Source organism: Luteibacter sp. 329MFSha (genome assembly GCF_900111665.1).
Taxonomy (GTDB): Bacteria; Pseudomonadota; Gammaproteobacteria; order Xanthomonadales; family Rhodanobacteraceae; genus Luteibacter.
On sequence record NZ_FOJE01000001.1, the window covers coordinates 1,321,916 to 1,344,649 of the forward strand.

Here is a 22,734-nt window from a genome sequence, read left to right on the forward strand (position 1 = left end):
CGCGAAGAGCCGTCGCGGCCAGGTCCGCTCCTACAGCGACGCTGGTCAGGTGGCCAGGCGGAAGGCGAAGCCGAAGTAGCGGTCGAGCGACAGTTCCGGGTGGAACGGGACGATGCAGTAGCGTTGCGGGTTCTCCCAGCGGTCCTGAAGCTCGTAGCCCAGCGACGCGAGGCCGCCGAGGAACTCGCGTTCCGCCGTCACGTGATAGGGGCAACACGCCGTCCCGATGTTCTGCACCGTGTAGTACGACTGGCGCATGTGCACCGGCACGGAGTTGAGCAGCAGGAAGCGCGGCCGGCGCGGCATGGGGGACAGGGCGTCGGCCAGCGAGTAGCTCAGGTACTGCAACGAACCCGCGGCGAACAGCACGTCGGCACCCGACGCGCTGGCGATGTCGTCGGCGAAGCCGAGCCGGCCCGGCGCGTCGTGCTCCTTCGCCCAGGCGGCGCCGGCCGCGTTCACCGCCGGCACGTCCATCACCGTCCAGCGCAGGGACGCCGGATAACTGAGGTACTTCTGGTACGCGTAGTAGGCGATGCCGATATGCCCGCCCACGTCGAACACGTCGCGGGCGCCCTCGGCGAAGAAGCGGCCGAGCCAGTGGATCATCGGGTAGTCGTTGATGAAGACGCGACGCGTGCGCTCGCGATACAGATCGGCGGACTCGTTGTTGTCGTAGCCGCTCGCGTTCCCTGGCGGGATGCTCGCCTGCGCGTCGTCGAACGAGTCGTAAACGCCGCGATAAAGGTGGTACGCCAGCTCGCGATGCGCGAAGAACCGCCGCTTGTAGCGGGCCTCGAGGATGCCGCGGATCAGCGGCATCCGCGCCGTGGCGTCCTGATGGGGCCGGGAGTCGACTAGCACGTTCATTCGCGTTCCGGATCGGTGAGGACAGCCCGAGCTTGCGCCGCGGGACGGGCCTTTCCCATAACCCGGTGGATTAGTCCATCCGGCCGACGGTTACCCTCGCCCTGCCGCCGCGCGCGCACGTCGTCACGCACGCGATGCAGGCCGCGATACAGCCAGCGCACGGGGGCATAGACACGGAATCCCGCGGTCGCGCGCATGGGCCGGACCACGTACAGCGAGCCGCACGGCGTCGCCTCCGTCGAGAGCAGCCGTTTGTACTGGTTGTCGCCGTACCCGAAGCTCACGCGGCCTCCCGGAAAGCGGTCGAGCAAACCGCGCACCGCCTGGAAAACGGCCACCGAGCCGATCCCGACCTTCGCCACCTCGTCGTCGTAGCCGAGGTCGTCGACGAGGTAGGTATCGCCGAGCCGGTAACCATGCACGTACGCGAGCGGCCGTCCCTCACGCAGCACGACATGGCCGATCAACTGTCCCGCGTCTGCGAGGCGGCGGAACAGCGCGACCCGCTCCGGATCCTCCCAGTCGATGGGGAGGTCGGCGTGGTGCCAGGTCCGCGCGTACAACGCGTTCATCAGGGCGCAATAGCGCGGCATGTCCTCGCCACGCTCGAACACATGCAGTGCCGCGTCGCCGCCGAGCTTGCGATAGGCACGGCCGACGCGCTGGGTGAGATCGCCGCGCTTCTTCTTGTCCATGCCGGCGAGCCAGGCCTCCGCGGAGGCCTGCGGACCGATCGACCAGTGCACCTGGTCGAGCAGATGCGCGGAGACGGTGCGGAAACCGCCGCCGCTCGCCGAGAGCACGCGGGCGAAACGGTTCGGCAGGTCGGCCTCCTGGATGCGCACGACGCGCACGGCGGGGTCGCCCGCGAGCTGCCTTGCCGCCACGAGCTCCACCGTGGCGCGGTCGGCATCGGCCGCGACCACGCCTCCGCCCAGCAGGCGAAGCGCGGCGCCGCGGTAGAGGCGCACCCGGCGGCCCGCGACGTCGAGCCGGGCGGTGTGGTCGATGGCGAGCAGCGGCGCGTAGCCGACCACCCTTCCCGTCCCGTCGCGAACGACGACGATGTGCGGCGTCGTCCCGTCGTGCCGGCTCGTCACCTCGAAGGCGAGCCAGTCGGGATGCTGGACGATGCCGCTCGCGGCGCCGCCCATCTCGGCGACGCGCGCGAGTTCGTCGCGCGCGGCGCGGAGCGCGTCCAGGGTGTGCAGGGTCGAACAGACGTAGTTCATGGGTTGGCCTTCGCCACCGGCGGATGCACGAGTTCGAGGAGACGGACGATCGCACGGCCGGGCGGACCGAGGCGCCGGCCGATACCGGTCATCAGGCGCACGTCCTCGTCGGTCCAGTAACGGACGAGCATGCTGCCCGGCACGTAGAGGGCGGCGAAGACGGCGGCGCCCACGAGGAACCCGAGACGCGACGGCGTCGCCGCCGTCGCCGCCCAGGCGGCGAGCGTGGCGACGAGGCCCACGGCGAACAACCGGGACATCGCCGCGACCGGCAGGCCGCCCCGCGTGGCCTTGCGCAGGTAGTGGACGGCCAGCGCCATTTCCACGACCCGCGCGCCGGCATAGGTGAGCACCGCGCCGGCCAGACCGAACGGCGGAATGAGGGCGATGCCGAGGACGGCGTTCGCGGCGAGCGCGACCACGGCGATGCGGATGCGGTCGTCCTGGCGGTCGACGACGGTCTGGAACGCGGCGATGCCGTTACCGATCAGCAACAGGCCGCCAAGCACGAGCGTCGCCTCGATCGCGGGGATGGCGTCGACGTAGCGCGTGCCGTACATCAGCCGCACGATCTCCGGCGTGGTGACGAGTCCCAGGCCCGCGATCGCGATGCCGACGGCCCAGTAGAAACGCGTCGCCTCCGAGAGGAAACGCGCGGCGCGCGCGGTGCCGCTCTCGCCGTAGGTCTTGGCCATGTAAGGCAGCAGCGTCGAGGTGAGGCCCACCGAGAACAACTGCACCGCGCCGCGCGTCAGCGTGCCCGCGATCGCGAAGTAGCCCACCGCGACCGATCCCGTGAAGGTGCTGAGCAGGAAGACCTCGATCGTGCCCACGCGGAACGAGCCCATCAGCACGAGCGCGGCGGTCAGGCGCAGGTGGCGGTTGACCCGGCTCGCCACGGACGCCGGAATCGGCCCCGGCGCGTACGGCCGGCACAACCGGCGGAACGCGACGCGGTTGATCAGGTTCAGGACGAGGCACGCCACGGCGAACAGCGCCACGAACGAGACCAGGTCCGCATGCAGGACCATCGCCGCGAGCACGAGGAGCATGCCGAGGATGCCGCCGATCACGGTCGCCACGGCCTCGGGCTCGAACCGTTCCTGCCCTTTTCCGATCGCCACCAGCATCGCGTAGTTCGCCTTGGCGACGACGGCGACGACCACCAGGCCCATCACCGGCAACAGCGAGCGATCCCACTCCGCCGGCTCGAAGATCCAGCCGAACGCCACGAACAACACGATGACGACGAGCGAGCTCCATGTCTGGATGCGCGAGAAGCGCGCCGCGAGATGCGAGGCGAGCGCCGGATCGCCCATGCCGTCGGCCTCGGCGATGAATTTCGTGGACGACGTGGTCAGCGCGTGGTTCGAGCAGACGATGAGCCAGCCGCACAGCCAGACCGTGAAGGCGTAGCGGCCGAAGTCGGAAGGACCCAGCGAGCGCGCGATCCACACGCTCATCAACAGGCCGAGTGCGTACTCGATGTACGTCGACACGGTGACGATCCCGATGCTGCGCAGGACGGCGACGCGGCGGTTCATGGCGCCGCCTCCGGCCGATTCGCGCGGGCTCCGGCCCCGGCCGGCTGCGCCATCATCCATTGCGCGACGCCGGCACCCCGGTTGTTCCAGTTGAAGCGGCGCAACGTGTCGGAGATGGCCGCGCACTCGGTGGCGTACGACGACGAGAGCGCGTCGAAGCGCTTCGTCAGCGCGGCGGCACGCTTCGGATCGGTCTCGAAGTAGCGCGCCGCGGCGACGGCGAGCCCCAGCTCGACCGTGTGACCGTCGCTGTACCAGCCTTCGCTTTCCTGGATTTTCGAGAGCTGCTCCGTCGTCGCCTTCGACGACGACCAGTACCAGGCGATCTGACCGTCGGGCCCCGAGCACCCGTTGCGCCAGTCGTGCGGCGACACGAGCAGCTTCGGATCGATCCAGCCATACGCCTCGAGGTAACGCCCGAAGTCGACCAGCATTCCGGGAATGCGCGGATCGCCGGTCGCCAGCCATGCGTGCCACAGCCCGTCGACGATGTTCTCGCTCATCCACGGCGAGGCGCCGCGCACGTCGTTCGCGCCGGTCGGATCGTTCTCATGGATGTTCCAGCTGTTGCGCCACGACCCGTCGTCACCGAGGCCGTCGGGGTTGGCACGCTGGTGGTCGTAGAGCCAGCCCACGCGCGCGGCGATTCGCTCCCGATAGCGTGCGTCGCCGGTCAGTTCGTACGCCGCGACGGTTTCGACGAGGCCGAGCCCCGCCAGGCGTTCGGTGAAATAGTCGCGCGGCGACGTGTAGGGACCGGGCGGCCCGTTCCATCCGCCGCTATTCCACAGATCGGCCATCTTCGCGACGGTCGCGGCGTCGTGCATGGAATCGTCGCCCGTGAGGCCCATGGCGAGCAACACCGGCTCGATGTAGACGTATTTGACGTCGCAGGGTTTGCCGTCGGGTAGCCAGCCACCGGCGCAGGACGGACTGACCGGCACGCCGTCCCGCTTGATGCCGGCCATGTACCAGCGGTAGCTCTCCTCGGCCGCCTCGAGGTAATCCACGCGGCCCGTGCGGACGTATGCCTTGAACAACGTCGTCGGCCGGTCGAACAGCCACGCGGTGGTGTCGTCCTTCGGCAGCCGTCGCGCCCAGCGGAACTGGGCGTCGACATAGCGCGCATACGGTTCGTCCTTCGCGGCCACCGACTGCGGTCCGGCGATCAACGACGCCGTCAGCCAGCGCGGCGTCAGCGTCGCCAGCGCCGCGGGCCGGCCATCCACCAGCCCGTCCGCGTAAGGCCAGCCGCGCGCGTCGCTCGCGCGTGGCGCCTCGACCGCGAAACGGTACGTGCCCGGCGATCCCCGGAACTGCACGCGGATCGCACGGATGCCGCCATCGCGCACATGCCAGGTCAGGGTGGTCGTCACCGCCGCGGGGACGTCGTTCCCCTTCGCGTCGCGGACGCGCAGTTCACCGGGCTCGTGCAGCGTCCCCGGCGGAAACGGAATGCCCAGCGTCACCGGCAGCACGTCGCCCTTCCCCGCCACGCGATGAACCTCGATCTCACGGTCGGGGGCGGCATCCGCGCGCGCGTGGCCCGGCATGACCCAGAAGGCCAGCGCGAGCAACCACGCCAGCATCGTCAGGACATGGCGCGACAGGGCCGACGGCGGCGGTCCGTCGACGCACGGAGCAAGCCGACGTCGCCGATGGAACGCGTGCGAACGAGCGCTCATGCCACCGACGCGGTGGGGAAGGTGTGCCCCGCCAGATGCCGCTCCCACGCGAGCGCGGTGCCCACGATGGTGTCGAGATCATCGTAGCCCGGTGTCCAGCCGAGCACCTCGCGCAGCCGGTCGCTGCACGCGATCAGCTGGGGAATGTCCCCCGGACGGCGCGGCAGCTCGCGCACGTTGAGGGGCCGCCCCGCCGCCCGAGCGACGGCGTCGATGACCTGCCGCACGCTGTACCCATGACCGTAGCCCGCGTTGAGGGTGAGGCAGTCGCCGCCGTCGCGCAGGTGATCCAGCGCGCGCAGGTGCGCCGCGGCGAGATCCTCCACATGGATGAAATCGCGCACGCCCGTGCCATCCGGCGTGTCGTAATCGGTACCGTAGATGCAGATGCTGGGGCGCTTGCCGACCGCGTGCTCGCAGGCCACCTTCACCAGCAGCGTCGCCTCCGGCGTCGAATGGCCGATGCGGCCATGCGGATCGCAGCCGGCGACGTTGAAATAGCGCAGGATGACGTGGCGCATCGCACCGGTCGCGCACCAGTCGCGCAGCATCGTCTCGGACATCAGCTTCGACATGCCGTACGGATTGATGGGTCGCGTCGGCGTGTTCTCGTCGGCGACACCGGCGTCCGTCGTGCCGTAGACGGCCGCCGTGGATGAGAAGATGAACTTGTCCACCTTCGCCTGCGCGCAGCAGGCCAGCAGGTTGCGCGTGTTGCCCGTGTTGTTGCCGTAGTATTTCAGCGGATCGCTCACCGACTCCGGAACGACCGTGTGCGCCGCGAAATGCAGCACGGCGTCGACACGGTGGGCTTCCAGCACGCGCGACACCAGCTCGGCATCGCCCACGTTGCCCTCGACGAACGACGCGCCGCGCACCGCTTCGCGGAATCCCGTGGAGAGGTTGTCGATCACCACGACGCGGTCGCCGCGTTCGACCAGCTGCTGGACCGTGTGGCTGCCGATGTAGCCGGCACCGCCGGTGACGAGAACCGAATTCATGCGTGCCTCCCGGCCGTCGCCAGAGGAAAGTTGCGCGTGAGCCACCCACCGATGCCATCGAGCAGGCGCGCGCGGTCCCCGGTGAGGATGTAGGTATGGTCGGTCTCGTGCACGTAGCGCGTGGTCACCGAGGGATGCGTCATCACCTTGCCGAAGCATTCCCGGAACTGGCGCGCGTGATTGAAGTGCGTGCTGATGCCGCCGGAGTAGACGAGATAGAGCTTCATGCCGCGCGACACCATGCCGGTGAAGTCGGCGATCACTTCCTCGCGCGGGGCGGGTGCCACGGCGAAGATCGGTTCGGGCGCCGTCCTGGCCTCGCCGTTGCCGCCTCCCGCCCGGCGCCGGAGCACGCGCGCCCAACGCGCCGGATCGACGATGCGCGGCAGGTAATGGCGCAGCTTGTAACCCAGCGTGCGGTAGGCGTAGCCGTCGAGGAAGACGGCGCCCGAGACGCGCGGATCCCGTGCGGCGACGATGTGCGCGTTCTGCGCGCCCGCGCAGAGCCCGACCAACACGAAGCGCTCGCAGCCCGCGCGTTCCGTGAGCAGGTTCATGGCGTCGTCCAGATCCGCGCAGACCTGCTGCGCGCGCGTCTGGCCGCCTCCCGTGGCCGTGCTGTCGCCGAGCGTCGAGAGATCGAATCGCAGCGTCGGATACCCGGCCTCGTTGAGCTGACGGGTCAGTTCCACGTGCAGACGAAACGGCCCGATGCGGTGCACCAGGCCCGCGTTGAGCACGATCACGCCGGTCTCCCCGCGCGTGCCCGACGGTACGCCGGCGATGCCGACCAGGTGACGACCGCGGCCGAAACGATGGGCTTCCTCGCTCATCAGGCGATCTCCTTCAGGCGGCCGGTCACGGCCTGGATCAGCGGCGGCGAGAGGATCGCGGCCTCGAGACGCCGGAGGTCGTTCCACGGCGTCGGCGGAGCGATCGTCGCGACGCGGCCGCGCGCCGTCACGATGCGTTCCCACCGAGCGCCCGAGGACGCCGGCATGGAGTCGAGAACGAGCGTCGGCGCCTCGGTGGCATCGACGCGCAACGCGGCGAGCTGCCGTCGCAGGTCGTCGCCGACATCGAAGCCCAGCCATTGGGCCGCGACATCGGCGTGGCTGCGCGGGGCGTTGAAGCGCTCGCCGTCCTGGCGCAGGGCCCCCTGCATGGCGTCCAGCGCGGCGACGTAATCACCGCCATCGAGCACCGGATCCCAGGCGATCACCTCGGCGAAACGCGCCTGGCCGGCGGCCGCCAGCGCGATGCTGCCACCAAGCCGCGCGCCGAAGGCGACGACCCGGTCGACGCCGGCACGGGTGCGGAGCTCCGCGGCCGCCAGCACGGTGTCCGCGACGCATCGATCCCAGTCGACCTCGACACTGGCCCCGGCGGAGTCGCCGGTCCCGTGGTAGTCGAAGCGCAGGACGGCGACGCCCTGCGCCGCCAGCGCCTGCGCGAGTTGCCGGTACACCCGGTGGCAGCGAATGAGGTCCTGCCCGAGCGGCGGGCACATCAGCATCGCGCGTCGCGCCGGAAGTGCCGGCGCGTGGAACATGCCGAACAGCCCCTCGTCGGCACCGAAAAAGAAAGGCGTCTCGGAATCGGGTCGCATGCTCATCTCCTGTACACCACGCCGACGAAGAACGCGGTCTCGCGATAGTCCTGTCCCACCGCGTTGCTGCTGCGCCGGTCGCGGGCGACCGACACGTGCCAGCTCCAGTGACGGTTGACCTGCTGCGTGAGGTCCAGCCCCAGGCGCACGGTGGTGTCCTTGCGGTCGAGGCTGTCGTAGGTGAGGCGGTCGGCGGTGCCGAACGCGCTCAACGTGAGGGTCGGCCGCAGCCGATAACCGATACCGACGCTGATCGCGCGATCGGTCTGGTTGAACGTCTGGTCGTCGATGTAGCGCAGCTTGCTGAAGGACGGCGACACCGTCACGGTCCAGCGCTCCGCGCGCCAGTTCCAGATCGCCTCGCCACGCTTTTCCTTGTAGACCTCGGAGCCGATCACCGCGCTGCCGGTGCTGATGCCCGCGTTGCCGCCACCGAACCCCGACGTGTTCACGAATGGGTCGATCGCCTCCACGCGGTCGGACACGGTCTGCGTGCCGAAGACGCCGGGCGTCGTGATGATGTCCTGCGCGGCATCCGCGTACTGGTACGTACCCGCCAGGGTCAGCGAGTTGCGTGGCGTCGGCTGCCAGCCGATGCTCACACGCGCCAGCGGCGCCGACGTCGTGCGTCCGCCGTCGAACTCGAGCCGCGATCCGCCCACCATGACGTCCGCGTTGAAGCGAGCCAGCGTGCTGGTATAGCGCACGAACGCTTCCTTGCGATCGTAGTTGGCGTCGTTGGGCTGGTTGTCGAAATCGACCCGCTGGAACTCGACGTTGGCCGAGAGCTGGTCCGTGGGGCTCAGGTCACGGAAGACACGGAAGGCCGCCAGTCCGCGCGACGAGTCGAACTCGTCCACGCGCGACGCGTAACTGTTGATGTAGCGCAGTTCGAACTGCCCGCGCGCCGCGTCCCCGAAGCGCATGCGCAGCGTGGGGCCCAGCACGATCACGTTGGTCTGCTGCTGGTTGTCCGGCGAGTCGCTGGCGAGCTGGTCCACGGGCTGCACGCCCGCGTAGTCCTCGATGGAGAAGTCGAGGCGGTCGGGCGCGATCGTCCAGTTGCCCTGCCCGGCGATCTGGGTCTGGGCCTGCGAGTCGAAGCGGTTCTCCAGGTATTTCCGGTACTCGAACGTGCCCGCGACGTTGGCCTGGAACGTCGAGCCCATCTGCGTGAAGGTGAACGTTCCGCCGGGCACGAGCACGTTCTCGGACATCGGCCGCGTGGACGACAGGGCGATGTTGTTGCTGTGCTCGAGGCCTGCGTAAAGCGAATAGTCCAGCGTGCCCGCCAGCGTCACCGTGGGTGACGCGGCGAGCGCGATCACGATCGCGCGGGCGAGCCTGGATGATGCCGGCATGATCCCTCCTGATTCCCCTGTAGGTACGCGCCTGCCGGTCGCGCACCGGGATGCCCAGCTCACGGCGACTGGTTGAACACCACCCCGGCCAGCTTGGCCGGATCGAAATTGGCCACCGCCTGGTTGATCGATGCCGGCGTGTCGCGCCCGTAACCCGCCACGATCACCACGAAGTCCGCGAGATCGGAGAGGATCCGCGCGTCCGGCGATCCCTTGACCGGTGGGCCGTCGAGGAAGAGGTAGCGGTCGCTGTAGCGGCAGCGCAGCGAGTCGAGGACCGCGCGCATGCGGAACGACGAGAAGTATTCGCCACTGTTCTCGCGCGACTTGCCGGACGGGATCAGGCGCAGGCGTGGCACCCCCGTGGGATACATGATCGACGCGATCCCACGCGACGGATGTTCGAGGAAGTCGATCAGGCCGCCGGAACTCGGCTCCACGCCGAAGGCCCGATGCTGGTTCGGGTAGCGCAGGTTGCAGTCCACGAGCAGACTGGTCTTCGATTCGTCGAACGCGAACGCCGTGGCCAGGTTGCGCGCCACGAAGCTGCTGCCGGAGCGCGGGCTCACGGCGACCACCAGCGTGACGAAGTTGCTGTCGCCCGCCATCTCGAGCAGGCGGGTGCGAATGCCGCGGAACGCGTCCGAGTGCTGGCGGACCGACTCCTCGCGATGGATCAGGCGCTTGCGCTCGCAGTCGAGCGGCGCGAGCGAACCGCCGGCCTCCCGCATCCGAGCGATGGAATGACCGGGAGCGCCATGCGCGTCACCGTGGTGGGGGGCGACCACGTCGCCGATCTCGATGTTGTCAGCAGCCAGCTTGTTCATGGTTCAGCCCTTCATCCTCAGCCAGAAGACCAGGAGGTACACGGCGGCGACCCCGACGACGATCAGCACGATCATCATGTTCTGCAGGTGCGCGCGGCGCCGGTCGCGCGGAGTCGGGTAGAACGGAATGGAGGCGAGCACCGGGAAGCCGGTGGCGCTCTCGAGCTGCGCGACCGAGCGGACGCGTGGATCGAAACGGGCGACGGCGAACAGCAGGCCGAAGGGAATCGCGAGCGACAACGCCAGGCCAGCGAGACCGAAATGCATGAAGCGCAGGCCCGAGGGGACCAGCGGCATCATGGCGGGGTTCTGCACCAGGAACGTCAGGCCGCGCTGCTCGGCGTCGAGATTCATCGACACGCGGGCGTTCTCGCGGCGCTTCAGCAGATCCTGGTAGACGTCGCGGTTGACCGTGTAATCGCGGGTCAGCTCGGCGGTGACGTTCTCCGAGTTGGCGATGCGCTTGCTGCGCTCGAGCTCGTTCTGCAGCATCCGCTCGCTGGCGCCGACCCGCGCCGCGCTGGCGGCGGCGTCGCTGCGCACGGCGGCCAGCTGCAGGCGCATCTGCTGGTAGACGGGGTTCATCGTCACGGCGTGGTCGAGCGGAATGGCGCCGCCCGCGGCGCGTGTCGCGTCCGCCGTCGCCGCCTGCTTGCGCACGTCCTCGATCTGGTGACGCAGGCGCACCACGTCCGGATAGTCGTCGGTGTAGTTCAGCAACAGCTTGGCGAGCTGTCCCTGCAGGTCGGCCAGCTGGGTGGAGTAGATGCCGCCGACGGTCTGCACGGCGTTGACCTCGGATTCGCCGTTCAACTGGGACGAGAGCGCGGCCGCCTGCGACTGCTTCTGCATGTAGTCCATGCGGTTGTTTTCGATCTGCGTGCGCAGCTGGCTGATCCGGGCGTTGGTGTCGGTCTCGCTGCCGGGGCGCGCGTCGGCGTTCGCGTCGCGGTACGCCTTGAGCTTGTCCTCGGCATCCGTCAGCTTGGTCCGGTAGGCTTCGACCTGGCTGTTGATGAACTCGTAGGCCTCACGGCTCTCGCGCTGCTTCGACGCGAGGCTCTCGCTGATGAAGAGCTGGCCGAACGCGCGCGTCACTTCGAACGCACGCCGCGGGTCGGAATCGAAGTAGCTGATCGTGATCAGGTTCTCGCGATTGTTGACGATCTTCGTGCGCGACTTGATCCCCTCCATGATCTTGTCGCGCTCGATCGGCGACGGGTTGGACGCGAGCCAACCGCCCTTCGCCATCACCTCGTCCATCACCTTGCGGCTGAAGATCACGTCGCGGGCGATGCCCGCGCGGTTCTTGTTGCCCGTCGCCGCGGCGGCGCCCTCCATCAGCGGCGTGATGATGCTCGCCTCCTGAGCGAGGATCGTCGTCGACGCCTCGTATTTCTTCGGCCACGCCAGGCCGACGCCGAGCGCGACCAGGGCGATGACCGCGAAGATCACGCCCATCGCGACGCGTCGCCGGCGCGCCTCGCCGATCAGTGCGGGCAACATGCCCGAAAAAGGAACGAGATCCCCGCTCATCGTAGTAACCCCTTCGCGCCGCCACGTGGCGGCATCGGTCAGAAAGCGCGCTGCGGAACGGTGATCACGTCACCAGGCTGCACGGGATAGTTGTTCGCCAGATCGCCCTGCTGGAGGATCTTCTCGAGACGCACCGCGTACGACTGCGTGGCGCCGGCGTCGTTGCGGCGGTAGAGCTCGGTGCGGTCCGGTGCCGCGAACTCGGTCGTGCCGCCCGCCGCGAGCACCGCGTCGAGCACCGTCATGCCTTGCCGGTACGGAATGGAGATCGGGCTGCGGACCGCTCCCGTCACGCGAACGCGCGAGAGGTATTCGTGACTGCGCAGCGCGGTGAGGATCACGGCGACCTGCGGATCCCGTATGTACTGACCCAGCTTCTGCTGGATTTCAGCCGCCACCTGATCGGTGGTGCGGCCTCCCGCGGCGATGTCGCCGACAAGAGGCACGGTGACCTTGCCGTCGGGACGCACCGGCACGCTGACGCTCAGGTCCGGGTTGTGCCAGACGGTCACCTGCAGCTGATCGTCGACACCGATCAGATAGGCGTCGACCGCCTGACTGGCGGCGTCCGGCCTGGGGGGCGGCGAGATGTTTCCACCGGTGGCACAGGCGGAGAGCAGCGCGACCGCGACGAGCATGACGATACCGTTCCAACGCTTCATGACGAACACCCACCCCTGTGACTTCCTCGAGCGGTATCGTCATTTCAATGGGTGCCGCCGTCCATTCCGACAGCCCGCCTATGCCGTTCGACCGACGGCACGGGCGTCCGCTTTACGCCATGCTTCCGCATACGCATAGCACGCCGCCCGCGCGGCGCACGGAACCGGCTGTGACCTTCCTGACGGATATCGCCACACGACTGCTGCATCCAGCGGTCCAGGCCCTGCTTCTCGGCCTGCTCTGCCTGGGCCTGGTGCTCGGTCGCCGACCGAAGGCCGCGCTGGCGGCGGCGGTGGTCGCCGTCGCATGGGTGTGGATCGCCGCGACACCCGCGTTCGCGCTGGCGCTTCGCGGTCGGCTCGCCACGCCTCCCCAGACGGCGCATCCGCGCGCTGACGCCATCGTGGTGCTCGGCGGCGGCGTGTTGCCCGTGCGCGACTGGGCCCGCACGAGGACGCGCGCCGGTCGAGGCCTCGCCTTGTGGCGCGAGGGCCGCGCGTCATGGGTCCTGGTGTCAGGCAGCGATCAGGCGAAACCGCTGGCCGAGGGCTATGCGATCTCCGGCATTCCCGCCAACCGGCTGCTCATCGACGGCGCGAGCGACAACACGCACGAGAACGCACGCGATTCCGCCTCCCTGCTCGCCGCGCACGACGTTCGCTCGATCCTGCTGGTGACGTCGTCGATCCACATGCGCCGCGCGGCGGCGAGCTTCCGCCGGCAAGGCCTCGACGTATGGCCGGAGCCGGTACCGGAAGCCTATGGCGCGATGGCCGGCGCGCCGGCCTGGCTGCCGCGACGCGACGCGCTGACGTTATCGGCGCGCTGTCTGCGGGAGTACGTAGCGCTTTGGGTCTACCACCAACGCGACTGGATCTGAGCCGGTCAGAACGAGGCGGCGATACCCAGCTGCTTGAGCACCACCTGCTCCCAGACGCCCTCGACGTCCCCATCGGCGAGCATGTCGCACGCGTTGCGGCCGGCGAAGGCCCGCTGGGGCATCACGAGCCAGTGCGCGGCGCGGCGACGATCCCCGACGCACGAGAGCATCAGCTGGGCCAGCGGTGGATGGCTGACCTCGAGCGTGTCGAGCGCGCGATCGATGACGGCCTCGCGGGCGTCGTGCAGGCGGTGAAGCTCCGAGGCGAGCTCAGCGAAGGAAGGCGTCGGGGACATGGCGTGGACTCCGCAATAGGCCTGGAGAAAACCTAGCCTCGGCGGCACCTTTCACGCTTGTACGCGTTTCCGTCGCTTTGCGCCGGGAAGCCCGGCGACGCGTCACGGATCGTCGGTTTCGATCTGCAGGGTGGTCTTGCCGTCGCGGCGGATCAGGCCCGGCCCGAACTGGACCACCTTCCCTTCCTTCAGGACGACCGTGTAATCGCGGTGGGACAACGAGAACCGCCCGGGACGGCGGTCGAGCCAGCTCATGACTTCGAAGCCGATCATCGTGCGATCGGAATCCGGGGGACCGAGCCGTTCGATCACCTGGTCACGCTGCGTACCGACATCGAGCCTGGCCATCTTCGCCGCCATGCCCTGACACCCGGCGATCCCGGCGGCCAGCACGGCCAGGACGATCGCTCGTTTCATCCTCACTCCCGAATGGGATACCCCGCCCCCGATGGTAGCGCACCGGCGCAAGACCGTGCGACCCGTATGGAACCGTCACGCGCCGTGCGCTATTGATTCGTCTCCTCCCACGAAAGGTGCCCGCCGATGGCCTTGTTCGAGAGCATGCTGCTCCTCTGCCTGCTGGCCATCGCCTTGCTGCCGCTCTCGCGGAAGCTTTCCCTGCCCTATCCGACCGTGCTCGCCGCGGCCGGTCTGGCCGTCGCGGCGATGCCGTGGTCGCCCGAGATCGCGATCGACCCGCAACTGGCGCTGGTGCTCTTCATCGCCCCGGCACTGCTCGATGCCGCCTACGACATGCCGCTGCGCACCCTGCGCCGGTTCTGGCTCCCGACGGTGTCGCTGGCCGCCGTGGCGGTGATCCTCACGGCGCTGGCGGTGGCCTGGCTCGGCGTGGCGTGGAAAGGCATGCCGTGGGCCGTCGCGCTGGCGCTCGGCGCGATCGTGGCGCCGCCCGACGCGGCGGCCGCCGCGGCCATGCTTTCCCGTCTGCACTTGCCCCGGCGCACCGTGCAGGTGCTTACCGCCGAGAGCCTCCTCAACGATGCCGTGGCCCTCCTGTTGTTCGGGGCGGCCGTCGCCGCGGGCATGTCGGACAGGGGCTTCGCGGAGACGCTGCCGGTCATGGCGCTGGCCATCCCGGGCGGACTGGTGCTCGGCTTCCTGCTGGGGCGCATCTACGTCGTGTTCGCGCCGCGGCTCAGCGGCACGCTCGGTGCGACGCTGTTCGAATTCACGGCGACGTTCGGCGTCTGGGTCGTGGCCGAGGAACTGCATGCGTCGCCGATCCTGGCCGTCGTCGCGTACGCGATGGTCGTCGCGCACCACCTCCCGTCGAAGCAGCCGCCGCGCGACCGCGTCCACTCGTACTCCGTATGGGCGGCGATCGTCTTCTTCGGAAACGTCGTCGCCTTCCTCCTGCTCGGGCTGCAGGCGCGCACGATCGTGGGGAAGATGCACGGCGCCGAACTCGCCCAGGCACTCGTCTTCGCCGGCACGGCCCTCGCGGTGGTGATCGCGGTCCGCGTGGCCTGGGTGATGCTCTACAACCGGGTGCTCAACCTCGCCTGGCCACGCCGTCGCGACAATCCCACGCTCAAGCAGGGTGTGGTCGCATCCTGGTGCGGCATGCGCGGACTGGTCACCCTCGCGACCGCGCTCGCCCTGCCCGCCCAGTTCCCGTCACGCGACCTCATCGTCCTCACGGCCCTGACCGTGGTCGTGGGAACCCTCGTGTTCCAGGGCAGCACCCTCGCCTTGCTCGTCCGCTGGATGCGCTTCGGCCCCGACCAGTCGTTCGACGAGGAACTCGCGCGCGCACGCCTGGCGCTGCTGGACACCGCGGAGGAAGCGCTCGGCGACGACCGAACGGAGGCCGCGGAACACCTGCGCACGTCGTACGCGGATGCGCGCGACGCCATCGCGTCCGGAAGCCTTCCCCAGGCTGAACAACGCATCTTCGCGCTGAAGCGCGAGGGCATCGAAGCGCGACGCGAGAAGCTTCATGCCATGCGGCGCGCGGGTGAGATCGAGGACGACGTGTTCCACGCCATCGAGAACGAACTCGACTGGGCCCAGTTGGCCGCGACATCGCCGGAGGAGCTGGAGATCGTGGAGGGCTGAACGAATCGCTCCTGTCCTGACGTTCAGCGCGTCGTTGCCGGCGCCGGCACCGTCGCCTTCTGCCCCACCGGCTTGCCATGCGGGTCGAGCAGGTGGCCCTGCGCGTCGCGATCGTTGGCGTTCGCGTCCTGCACGCGGTTCGTCACGCCGGGGCTTCCGGGGACGACCGGCGCCATCCCACGTTCGGTCGCACCGGCGTCCGAGGCGGGCTGCACGGGGACGGAAGCAGGGTTCGGTTGCGTCGGTGACGGCGCGGCCGCGGGGTTGCGCGGCTTGGCCGCCGGATTGGCGGCGGCCGGCGCGGTGGGCGTCGTTTGCGCGATCGCCGTCGACGCGGCGGCGAGGGTCAGGAGCGAGGCGAGGATGCGCAGGCGCATGGCGACTCCGGATGCGCCGCGACGGCGACGCTTGCCGCACCGAACGTACGCGCGATCATGTGAAGCGGCTGCCTCCCTGCTAGTCTCCCGCGACGACCTCACGGAGACATCCCCATGCTTCTCGCCCTGGCTCTCGCCCTCGCCGGCGACACGTTCGACGGCCGCGTGCAGGCAGCGAAGGCGCTGGAGGAAGGCGCCGCCGGCAAGGCCTGGCAGAGCTCCCTCTGGGACCGCATCGGCGATCCCGCAACGGACGCGCTGAAGGACTGCATCGCGAGCAACGCGCCGGCCGACAAGCGCGCCTTCACACTGGTGGCCGACGTCGACGCGACGGGCCGCAGCAGCGGCGTCGAAGTGCGCCCGGCGACGCCCGTCGCACGCTGCTTCGCCGGGCAGTTCGCCACCTGGACCCTGCCGGCGCCTCCGAAGGCACCGGCACCGTATCCCGTCGAAATCGACGTGACGATGGATCGTTAGTTCAGCTCATCCGGGTGGGGGCCCATCCGGTTGCCGGCATCCAGTTCGTCGATCGCCCGCATGTCGTCGGCGGTCAGTTCGAACCCGAACACGTCGATGTTCGACGCGATGCGCGACGGCGTGGCCGATTTCGGGATCACCATGAAGCCGGATTGCACATGCCAGCGCAGCACCACCTGCGCCGCCGACTTGCCGAGGCGCTCGCCGATCCGCACGAGCACCGGATGCTTCAGCAGGTCCCCGCCCTGGCCGAGCGGGCTCCAGGATTCGGTGACGATGCCATGTTTGCGGTGCGCCGCCACCAGCTCGCGCTGCGCGAAGTCCGGGTGCAGTTCGATCTGGTTGACGACGGGGACGACGCCCGATTCGCCGATCAGCCGCTCCAGGTGCGCGGGCAGGAAATTCGACACGCCTACCGAGCGGATGCGGCCTTCCTCGCGCAGTTTGAGGAACGCCTTCCAGGTGTCCATGTAGCGGTCGCGCCGGGGCGTGGGCCAGTGGATCAGGTACATGTCCACGTAGTCGGTGCCGAGCTTCTTCAGGCTCTCGTCAAAGGCACGCAGCGTGCTGTCGTAGCCCTGCTCGGCGTTCCACAGCTTCGTGGTCAGGAAGATGTCGCCGCGCGCCACGCCGGAGCGCTCGATGCCCTGGCGCACGCCTTTCTCGTTGCCGTAGATGGCCGCCGTGTCGATCGACCGGTAACCGGCCCCGAGCGCCGCCTCGACGGCCTTCGCGGTCTCGTCGTCGGGAATCTGGAAGACGCCGAAGCCGAGCTGGGGTGCCTGGCGGCCGTCGTTGAGGGTGATGAGCGGAACCGTGTTCGCCATGCCTTGCTCTCCTTTCCGAAGGTGCCTCGCCCGCCATGATGACGGACGACCTGGCATGCGCGGCGTGACGGAATCCGGTCAGTCGCCCCGCGCCGCGTAATGCGTCTCGACGTAGTGGTCGAGGATCGCGACGAACTCGTCGGCGATGTTGTCGCCGCGGAGCGTCATCGCCTTCTCGCCATCGATGAACACCGGCGCCGAGGGCGCCTCGCCGTTACCCGGCAGCGAGATGCCGATGTTCGCGTGGCGCGACTCGCCGGGGCCGTTGACCACGCAGCCCATGACCGCGAGCGTCATGTTCTCCACGCCGTCGTATTTCACGCGCCACAGCGGCATGTTCTCGCGCACGTGGCCCTGCACCGTCTTCGCCAGTTCCTGGAAGAACTCGCTGGTGGTGCGTCCGCATCCCGGGCATGCCGTGACCAGTGGGGTGAACGCGCGCAGGCCCATCGTCTGCAGCAGTTCCTGCGCGACGATCACCTCCGCGGTGCGCGACTGGCCCGGTTCCGGCGTGAGCGAGATGCGGATGGTGTCGCCGATGCCCTCCTGCAGCAGCACGGCGAGCGCGGCGCTGGAGGCCGTGATGCCCTTGGAGCCCATGCCGGCCTCGGTGAGGCCGAGGTGCAGCGCGTAGTCGCCGCGGCGAGCGAGGTCGCGATAGACCGCGATCAGTTCCTGCACGCCCGACACCTTGCAGGACAGGATGATGCGGTCCTTCGCCAGGCCCAGGTCTTCCGCGCGCGCGGCCGAATCGAGCGCCGAGCGGATGAGAGCCTCGCGGGCCACGTGGCCGGCGTCCCACGGATCGGCGCGACGGGAGTTCTCGTCCATGAGGGTCGCGACCATCGACTGGTCGAGCGAGCCCCAGTTCGCGCCGATGCGCACCGGCTTGTCGTAGCGGATCGCCATCTCGATGATCGAGGCGAACTGGGCGTCCTTCTTCTTGCCGAAGCCGACGTTGCCCGGATTGATGCGGTACTTCGCCAGCGCCTCGGCGCAGGCCGGCTCGCCTTCGAGCAACTGGTGGCCGTTGTAATGGAAATCGCCGATCAGCGGCACGGACACGCCCATCATTTCCAGGCGTTCGCGGATACGCGGCACCGCGGCGGCGGCGGCGGGCGTGTTCACCGTGATACGGACCATCTCGGAACCGGCGCGCGCCAGTTCCGCGACCTGCTTCGCCGTCGACACCGGATCTTCGGTGTCGGTGTTGGTCATCGACTGGACGACGATCGGCGCGCCACCACCGACCTTGACGCGGTCGATCGTGACGCCCGTGCTGGGCCGGCGGGCGCCGGCTTCCGCGGGGCGGGGGCGGCTGGTGAGGTCTTCGGTCATAGCCGCCGATTTTAGCGCATCGGCGCCTGGTTGGCCGGATCCCGCACCCCGGCCCCGCGTTCACATGGGATGCCGATACACTCCGCATCATGAACGTCCGTCAACGCACCATGGGTTTCTCCAGCCGCCTGTTCGCCGAGCAGGCGCTGAGCCGCAGCGCGGGCGCGCCGCTGATCGGCGGCAACGCGGTCGAGTTGCTGATCGACGCGCGCGCGCATTTCGACGCGTGGCTGGCGGCCATCGCGGGCGCGCGCCGCCATGTGTTCCTCGAGAACTACATCATCCGCGACGACGCGGTCGGCAAGGCGTTCCTCGACGCGCTGGTCGAGCGCGCGAAGGCCGGCGTCTTCGTGGCGGTCATCGCCGACTGGGCCGGCTGCCTCGGGCAGTCGCGCTCCGCCTTCTGGCAGCCCTTGCGTGACGCCGGCGGGCAGGTCCGCATCTACAACCCGCCGCGGCTCGGCAGTTCGTTCGGCTGGGTGAGCCGCGATCATCGCAAGGTACTGGTGGTGGACGGCGAGACCGGATTCCTCTCGGGCGTCTGCATCAGCGAAAAATGGCTGGGCGATCCCAGCCGCGACGTACCGCCTTGGCGCGACACCGGCGTGATGCTGCGCGGTCCCGCGGTCGCGGAAATCGAGCACGCGTTCGCCGACAGCTGGCGCGAAACCGGCGACGCCCTGCCCGACGACGAGCGGATCCGGCCGCTGGCGACCATGGCGGACGCGGGCAACGTGTCGCTGCGCCTCATCGCGACGCAGCCGAGCACGGCGGGCATGTACCGGCTCGATCAGATGGTCGCCGCGATGGCGCGCAAGACGCTCTGGCTCACCGACGCCTATTTCGTCGGCGTGGCGCCCTACGTCCAGGCGCTGTCCGCTGCCGCGCGCGATGGCGTCGACGTGCGGCTGCTCGTTCCTGGCACGAGCGATATCCCGATGGTCGCCAGCATGTCGCGCTCCGGCTACCGGCCGCTGCTGAAGGCGGGTATCCGCGTTTTCGAGTGGAACGGCTCGATGCTGCACGCGAAGACCGCCGTCGCGGACGGCCGCTGGGCGCGCGTCGGCTCGTCCAATCTCAACATCGCCAGCTGGCTGAGCAATCGCGAGATCGACGTCGCGATCGAGGATGCCGGCTTCGCGCGTCAGCTCGAGGAGCGGTACGAGACGGATCTGGAGAACGCCACGGAGATACTGCTGCGCGGCCGCCGCCGTCGCTCCGGCAACGAGCGCATGCGCAGCCGTTCGCCTCGCCCGCCCCGCCCGCATCGCGCCGGCGGCAGCTCGAGCCGGGCGGCCGCGGGGGCCCTGCGCATCGCCAACACGGTGGGGGCCGCGATCACCCAGCACCGCGTGCTGGGCGACACGGAGACAGGGCCGTTGCTCGCCGGCGCGGCGACGGCGCTCGTGCTGACGACGATCGCGATCCTCTGGCCCGCCGTCATCGCATGGCCGCTGGCGCTCATCGGCGCATGGTTCACCGTGAACCTGGCGGTGAGCTGGTGGACGCTGCGCAGGAAGCGCAGGGAATCGGCCGAGGATGTGGACCGCACCGCCCCCCCGGCGTAACCGTCCGCCACGGAGCCCGCGCCAGCCCCATCGCCGATACGATCGGCTCCCACCCTTCGGTAGCTGCCCTGGTGGGAGCCGATCGCATCGGCGATCCCGCGGCAGCGGGCCCGACGCCGGTGATGCGACCCAGCCGATCAGGACGAAGCCATGCGATCGGCTCCCACCCTTTCAGGTGCGCGGCTTGAAGTGAAGCGGTTGCGCCTCGGTGCGCGGCTGTACCGGGCCGCAGCTGTTGCACGATCCGCAGCCGTCGCCGCAGCTTCCCGTGGCGGTGGCGGGTTGCAGGCGGCGACCGAAGGCGCGCACCCATGCCGCGCGACCGTCGCGATTCAGGCTCGCCGACATCCGGGCCATCCACCGTGCCGACGTCTTCGGCAGCAGCTTGCGAAACGCCGTGAGCGCGCTGGCGGCGACGACGGCGCCGATGATCGCGCCCTGGACCAGTTCGAACGTGCTCATGAAAGCGCCCTCGCGATCTGATACGTGGCGAACGACGCGAGGTAGGCCAGGCCGAAGAGGTAACCGGCGGCCACGGCGACGTTACGCCAGGAATTGGTTTCGCGGCGGATCACCGCCAGCGTGGACATGCATTGCGGCGCGAACACGTACCACGCCAGCAGGGACAGCGCGGTCGCGAGCGACCACTCGTTGGCGATCAGCGGCCCGAGCTGCGACGCGACGGAGTCGTCGCTGCCGGACATCGCATAGACCGTTCCCAGCGCCGCCACCGCCACTTCGCGGGCGGCGAGCCCCGGGACCAGCGCGATGCAGATCTGCCAGTTGAAGCCGATGGGAGCGAAGATCACCTCGAGCATGCGGCCGAGCCGGCCGGCGATGCTGTAGTCGATGGCAGGCTGCGTCGCGCCTTCCGGCGGCCCCGGGAAACTCGACAGGAACCACAGCAGCACGGTGAGCGCGAGGATGATGCCGCCGACACGCTTGAGGAAGATCAGCGCGCGTTCCCACAGGCCCAGTGCGATGTCGCGCACGTTGGGCAGGCGGTACGAGGGCAGCTCCATGATCAGCGCATGCTCGCTCTTGTCCTTGCGCAGCCGTTTCATGACGAACGCCACCCCAAGCGCGCTGAAGATACCCGCGAAGTACAGCGTGAACAGCACGATGCCCTGCAGGTTGAACACGCCCCACACGGCGCGATCCGGAATGAACGCCGCGATCAGCAGCGTGTAGACCGGCAGGCGCGCGGAACAGGTCATCAGCGGCGCGACCAGGATCGTGGTCAGGCGGTCGCGCGGGTCCTGGATGCTGCGCGTGGCCATGATGCCGGGAATGGCGCAGGCGAAGCTCGACAGCAGCGGGATGAACGCCCGGCCCGTCAGTCCGACGCGGAACATCAGGCGGTCGAGCAGGAACGCGGCGCGCGGCAGGTAGCCCGATTCCTCGAGCACGAGGATGAAGAGGAACAGGATGAGGATCTGCGGCAGGAACACCAGCACCGCGCCCAGGCCGGCGAACAGGCCGTCGTTGAGCAGGCTGTGCAGCGCGCTGCCTTCCGGCAGGAACCCCGTGACGAAGGTACCGAGCGCGGCGATACCGCCCTCGATGCCGTCCATGATCGGCTGCGCCCAGGAGAACACCGCCTGGAAGATGAAGAACATGAGCGTGGCGAGGATCGCCAGCCCGAACACCGGATGCAGCACCCAGCGGTCGATCGCGTCGTCGATCGCCACGGTGTCGCGCGACATCGTCACCGTGTCGGCGAGGATCGAGCGGACCTCCGCGTGCAGCTGCTCGACGCCGGCGACGTCGATGGCCGCGGGCACGATGTCCGGCACGCTCGCGTCGATGCGTTCGATCAGCGCCTTCGCTCCGCCGCGCTTCACGGCGACCGTCTCGACAACCGGCACGCCGAGGCGCCGCGACAGCGCCGCGACGTCGATGGCGATGCCGCGCCGACGCGCGGCGTCCATCATGTTGAGCGCGAGCACGACCGGACGGCCGAGTCGGCGCACCTCGAGCACGAAGCGCAGGTGCAGGCGCAGGTTCGTGGCGTCGGCCACGCAGACGATGAGATCCGGCGCGGCTTCGCCCGGGTAACGTCCGTGGCAGACGTCGCGTGTGATCGCTTCGTCGGGGCTCGTCGCGTCGAAGCTGTACGCGCCGGGAAGATCCAGGATGTGGAGCATGCGGCCGGACGGCGCGACGAAGCGGCCCTCCTTGCGCTCGACGGTGACGCCGGCGTAGTTGGCCACTTTCTGGCGACCGCCGGTGAGCTGGTTGAAGAGCGCGGTCTTGCCGCAGTTCGGGTTGCCCACCAGCGCGATACGCAGGGCGGCGGCGCTCACGCGGCGTTCTCCACCGACACGTCCACGCGGGCCGCCTCGCTCTTGCGCAGGGCGAAACGGGTCGACCCGATCTGGATCAGCAGCGGATCGCCGCCCAGCGGGCCGCGCGCGACGAGTCGCACCGGCTCGCCCGCGACGAAGCCGAGATCGCGCAGGCGCTGCGCGATCGGATCGGCGGGATGGGCATCGCTGACGGACTGGACCACGGCATTGGCACCTTTCGGCGCGTCGGAGAGGCGCACTGGGCTTACTCAAATA

Annotated in this window: 23 protein-coding genes; 4 read left to right on the plus strand and 19 right to left on the minus strand. The window is 69.2% G+C overall.

What is annotated here, in order from left to right; translation table 11 throughout:
* Positions 1-45 precede the first annotated feature (45 nt).
* Genes BMW54_RS05730 through BMW54_RS05780 form a run of 11 tightly spaced genes read right to left on the minus strand, consistent with a single transcriptional unit; the run spans position 46 to position 12,327 of the window.
* Positions 46-870 carry a TIGR04325 family methyltransferase gene (locus BMW54_RS05730; protein WP_090053678.1) on the minus strand — a complete coding sequence of 275 codons (825 nt, stop codon included), beginning with the start codon at positions 868-870 and terminating at the stop codon, positions 46-48.
* Positions 867-2,102, minus strand: coding sequence for a GNAT family N-acetyltransferase (locus BMW54_RS05735; protein WP_090053680.1), 1,236 nt, complete (start codon positions 2,100-2,102; stop codon positions 867-869). The genes BMW54_RS05730 and BMW54_RS05735 overlap by 4 nt, the downstream gene beginning before the upstream one ends.
* Positions 2,099-3,646: an oligosaccharide flippase family protein gene (locus BMW54_RS05740; RefSeq protein ID WP_175472779.1), complete on the minus strand. Its 1,548-nt coding sequence runs from the start codon at positions 3,644-3,646 to the stop codon at positions 2,099-2,101. The genes BMW54_RS05735 and BMW54_RS05740 overlap by 4 nt, the downstream gene beginning before the upstream one ends.
* Positions 3,643-5,331 (minus strand): hypothetical protein, encoded by a 1,689-nt coding sequence (locus BMW54_RS05745; protein ID WP_090053683.1) that lies wholly within the window; start codon positions 5,329-5,331, stop codon positions 3,643-3,645. The genes BMW54_RS05740 and BMW54_RS05745 overlap by 4 nt, the downstream gene beginning before the upstream one ends.
* The gene (galE, locus tag BMW54_RS05750) at positions 5,328-6,332 is read right to left on the minus strand and encodes a UDP-glucose 4-epimerase GalE (protein WP_090053684.1); all 1,005 of its coding nucleotides are present in this window, start codon (positions 6,330-6,332) and stop codon (positions 5,328-5,330) included. Before galE ends, BMW54_RS05745 begins: the two co-directional genes overlap by 4 nt.
* Positions 6,329-7,165 (minus strand): alpha/beta fold hydrolase, encoded by an 837-nt coding sequence (locus BMW54_RS05755; RefSeq protein WP_090053686.1) that lies wholly within the window; start codon positions 7,163-7,165, stop codon positions 6,329-6,331. The genes galE and BMW54_RS05755 overlap by 4 nt, the downstream gene beginning before the upstream one ends.
* Complete coding sequence (locus BMW54_RS05760; protein WP_175472780.1) at positions 7,165-7,941, minus strand: alpha/beta fold hydrolase; 777 nt, start codon at positions 7,939-7,941, stop codon at positions 7,165-7,167. The genes BMW54_RS05755 and BMW54_RS05760 overlap by 1 nt, the downstream gene beginning before the upstream one ends.
* A 2-nt stretch (positions 7,942-7,943) precedes the next feature.
* The gene (locus BMW54_RS05765; RefSeq protein WP_090053689.1) at positions 7,944-9,302 is read right to left on the minus strand and encodes an outer membrane beta-barrel protein; all 1,359 of its coding nucleotides are present in this window, start codon (positions 9,300-9,302) and stop codon (positions 7,944-7,946) included.
* Positions 9,303-9,361: 59 nt separating this feature from the next.
* Positions 9,362-10,129: a CpsD/CapB family tyrosine-protein kinase gene (locus tag BMW54_RS05770; protein WP_090053690.1), complete on the minus strand. Its 768-nt coding sequence runs from the start codon at positions 10,127-10,129 to the stop codon at positions 9,362-9,364.
* A 3-nt stretch (positions 10,130-10,132) separates the two neighbouring features.
* Entirely contained in the window at positions 10,133-11,665 is a 1,533-nt protein-coding gene (locus BMW54_RS05775; RefSeq protein ID WP_090053692.1) for an XrtA system polysaccharide chain length determinant, read from the minus strand.
* Between the two features lie 38 nt (positions 11,666-11,703).
* Positions 11,704-12,327 (minus strand): XrtA/PEP-CTERM system exopolysaccharide export protein, encoded by a 624-nt coding sequence (locus BMW54_RS05780; RefSeq protein WP_090055749.1) that lies wholly within the window; start codon positions 12,325-12,327, stop codon positions 11,704-11,706.
* 170 nt (positions 12,328-12,497) lie between these two features.
* Here BMW54_RS05780 and BMW54_RS05785 point away from each other — a divergent pair, with 170 nt between their 5' ends.
* Complete coding sequence (locus tag BMW54_RS05785) at positions 12,498-13,208, plus strand: YdcF family protein (protein WP_139206049.1); 711 nt, start codon at positions 12,498-12,500, stop codon at positions 13,206-13,208.
* Between the two features lie 5 nt (positions 13,209-13,213).
* On the opposite strand, the gene BMW54_RS05790 is transcribed toward BMW54_RS05785, so the two are convergent.
* Both BMW54_RS05790 and BMW54_RS05795 read right to left on the minus strand, forming a co-directional pair.
* Positions 13,214-13,504, minus strand: coding sequence for an antitoxin Xre/MbcA/ParS toxin-binding domain-containing protein (locus tag BMW54_RS05790; RefSeq protein WP_090053695.1), 291 nt, complete (start codon positions 13,502-13,504; stop codon positions 13,214-13,216).
* Positions 13,505-13,606: 102 nt separating this feature from the next.
* Positions 13,607-13,921, minus strand: coding sequence for a hypothetical protein (locus BMW54_RS05795; protein WP_090053696.1), 315 nt, complete (start codon positions 13,919-13,921; stop codon positions 13,607-13,609).
* A 126-nt stretch (positions 13,922-14,047) separates the two neighbouring features.
* Between BMW54_RS05795 and BMW54_RS05800 the strand changes: the two genes are divergently transcribed.
* On the plus strand, positions 14,048-15,583 hold the full coding sequence (locus BMW54_RS05800; protein WP_090053699.1) for a cation:proton antiporter: 1,536 nt from the start codon (positions 14,048-14,050) through the stop codon (positions 15,581-15,583).
* Positions 15,584-15,606: 23 nt separating this feature from the next.
* On the opposite strand, the gene BMW54_RS18755 is transcribed toward BMW54_RS05800, so the two are convergent.
* Entirely contained in the window at positions 15,607-15,960 is a 354-nt protein-coding gene (locus tag BMW54_RS18755) for a hypothetical protein (protein ID WP_090053702.1), read from the minus strand.
* Positions 15,961-16,074: 114 nt separating this feature from the next.
* Between BMW54_RS18755 and BMW54_RS05810 the strand changes: the two genes are divergently transcribed.
* The gene (locus BMW54_RS05810; protein ID WP_090053704.1) at positions 16,075-16,437 is read left to right on the plus strand and encodes a peptidase C13; all 363 of its coding nucleotides are present in this window, start codon (positions 16,075-16,077) and stop codon (positions 16,435-16,437) included.
* Here BMW54_RS05810 and BMW54_RS05815 read toward each other — a convergent pair.
* Positions 16,434-17,264 (minus strand): aldo/keto reductase, encoded by an 831-nt coding sequence (locus tag BMW54_RS05815; RefSeq protein ID WP_090053705.1) that lies wholly within the window; start codon positions 17,262-17,264, stop codon positions 16,434-16,436. The two genes, BMW54_RS05810 and BMW54_RS05815, sit on opposite strands and share 4 nt — an antisense overlap.
* 78 nt (positions 17,265-17,342) lie before the next feature.
* A complete protein-coding gene (gene ispG, locus BMW54_RS05820) occupies positions 17,343-18,602 on the minus strand; it encodes a flavodoxin-dependent (E)-4-hydroxy-3-methylbut-2-enyl-diphosphate synthase (RefSeq protein ID WP_090053707.1) in 1,260 nt (419 codons plus the stop codon).
* A gap of 89 nt (positions 18,603-18,691) precedes the next feature.
* Between ispG and BMW54_RS05825 the strand changes: the two genes are divergently transcribed.
* Positions 18,692-20,170 carry a phospholipase D-like domain-containing protein gene (locus BMW54_RS05825; RefSeq protein ID WP_090053708.1) on the plus strand — a complete coding sequence of 493 codons (1,479 nt, stop codon included), beginning with the start codon at positions 18,692-18,694 and terminating at the stop codon, positions 20,168-20,170.
* Positions 20,171-20,341: 171 nt separating this feature from the next.
* On the opposite strand, the gene BMW54_RS05830 is transcribed toward BMW54_RS05825, so the two are convergent.
* Genes BMW54_RS05830 through BMW54_RS05840 form a run of 3 tightly spaced genes read right to left on the minus strand, consistent with a single transcriptional unit; the run spans position 20,342 to position 22,718 of the window.
* Positions 20,342-20,632, minus strand: coding sequence for a DUF6587 family protein (locus BMW54_RS05830; RefSeq protein WP_090053710.1), 291 nt, complete (start codon positions 20,630-20,632; stop codon positions 20,342-20,344).
* A complete protein-coding gene (locus BMW54_RS05835; protein WP_090053712.1) occupies positions 20,629-22,476 on the minus strand; it encodes a ferrous iron transporter B in 1,848 nt (615 codons plus the stop codon). The genes BMW54_RS05830 and BMW54_RS05835 overlap by 4 nt, the downstream gene beginning before the upstream one ends.
* Positions 22,473-22,718 carry a FeoA family protein gene (locus BMW54_RS05840; protein ID WP_090053713.1) on the minus strand — a complete coding sequence of 82 codons (246 nt, stop codon included), beginning with the start codon at positions 22,716-22,718 and terminating at the stop codon, positions 22,473-22,475. The genes BMW54_RS05835 and BMW54_RS05840 overlap by 4 nt, the downstream gene beginning before the upstream one ends.
* Positions 22,719-22,734: the final 16 nt, after the last annotated feature.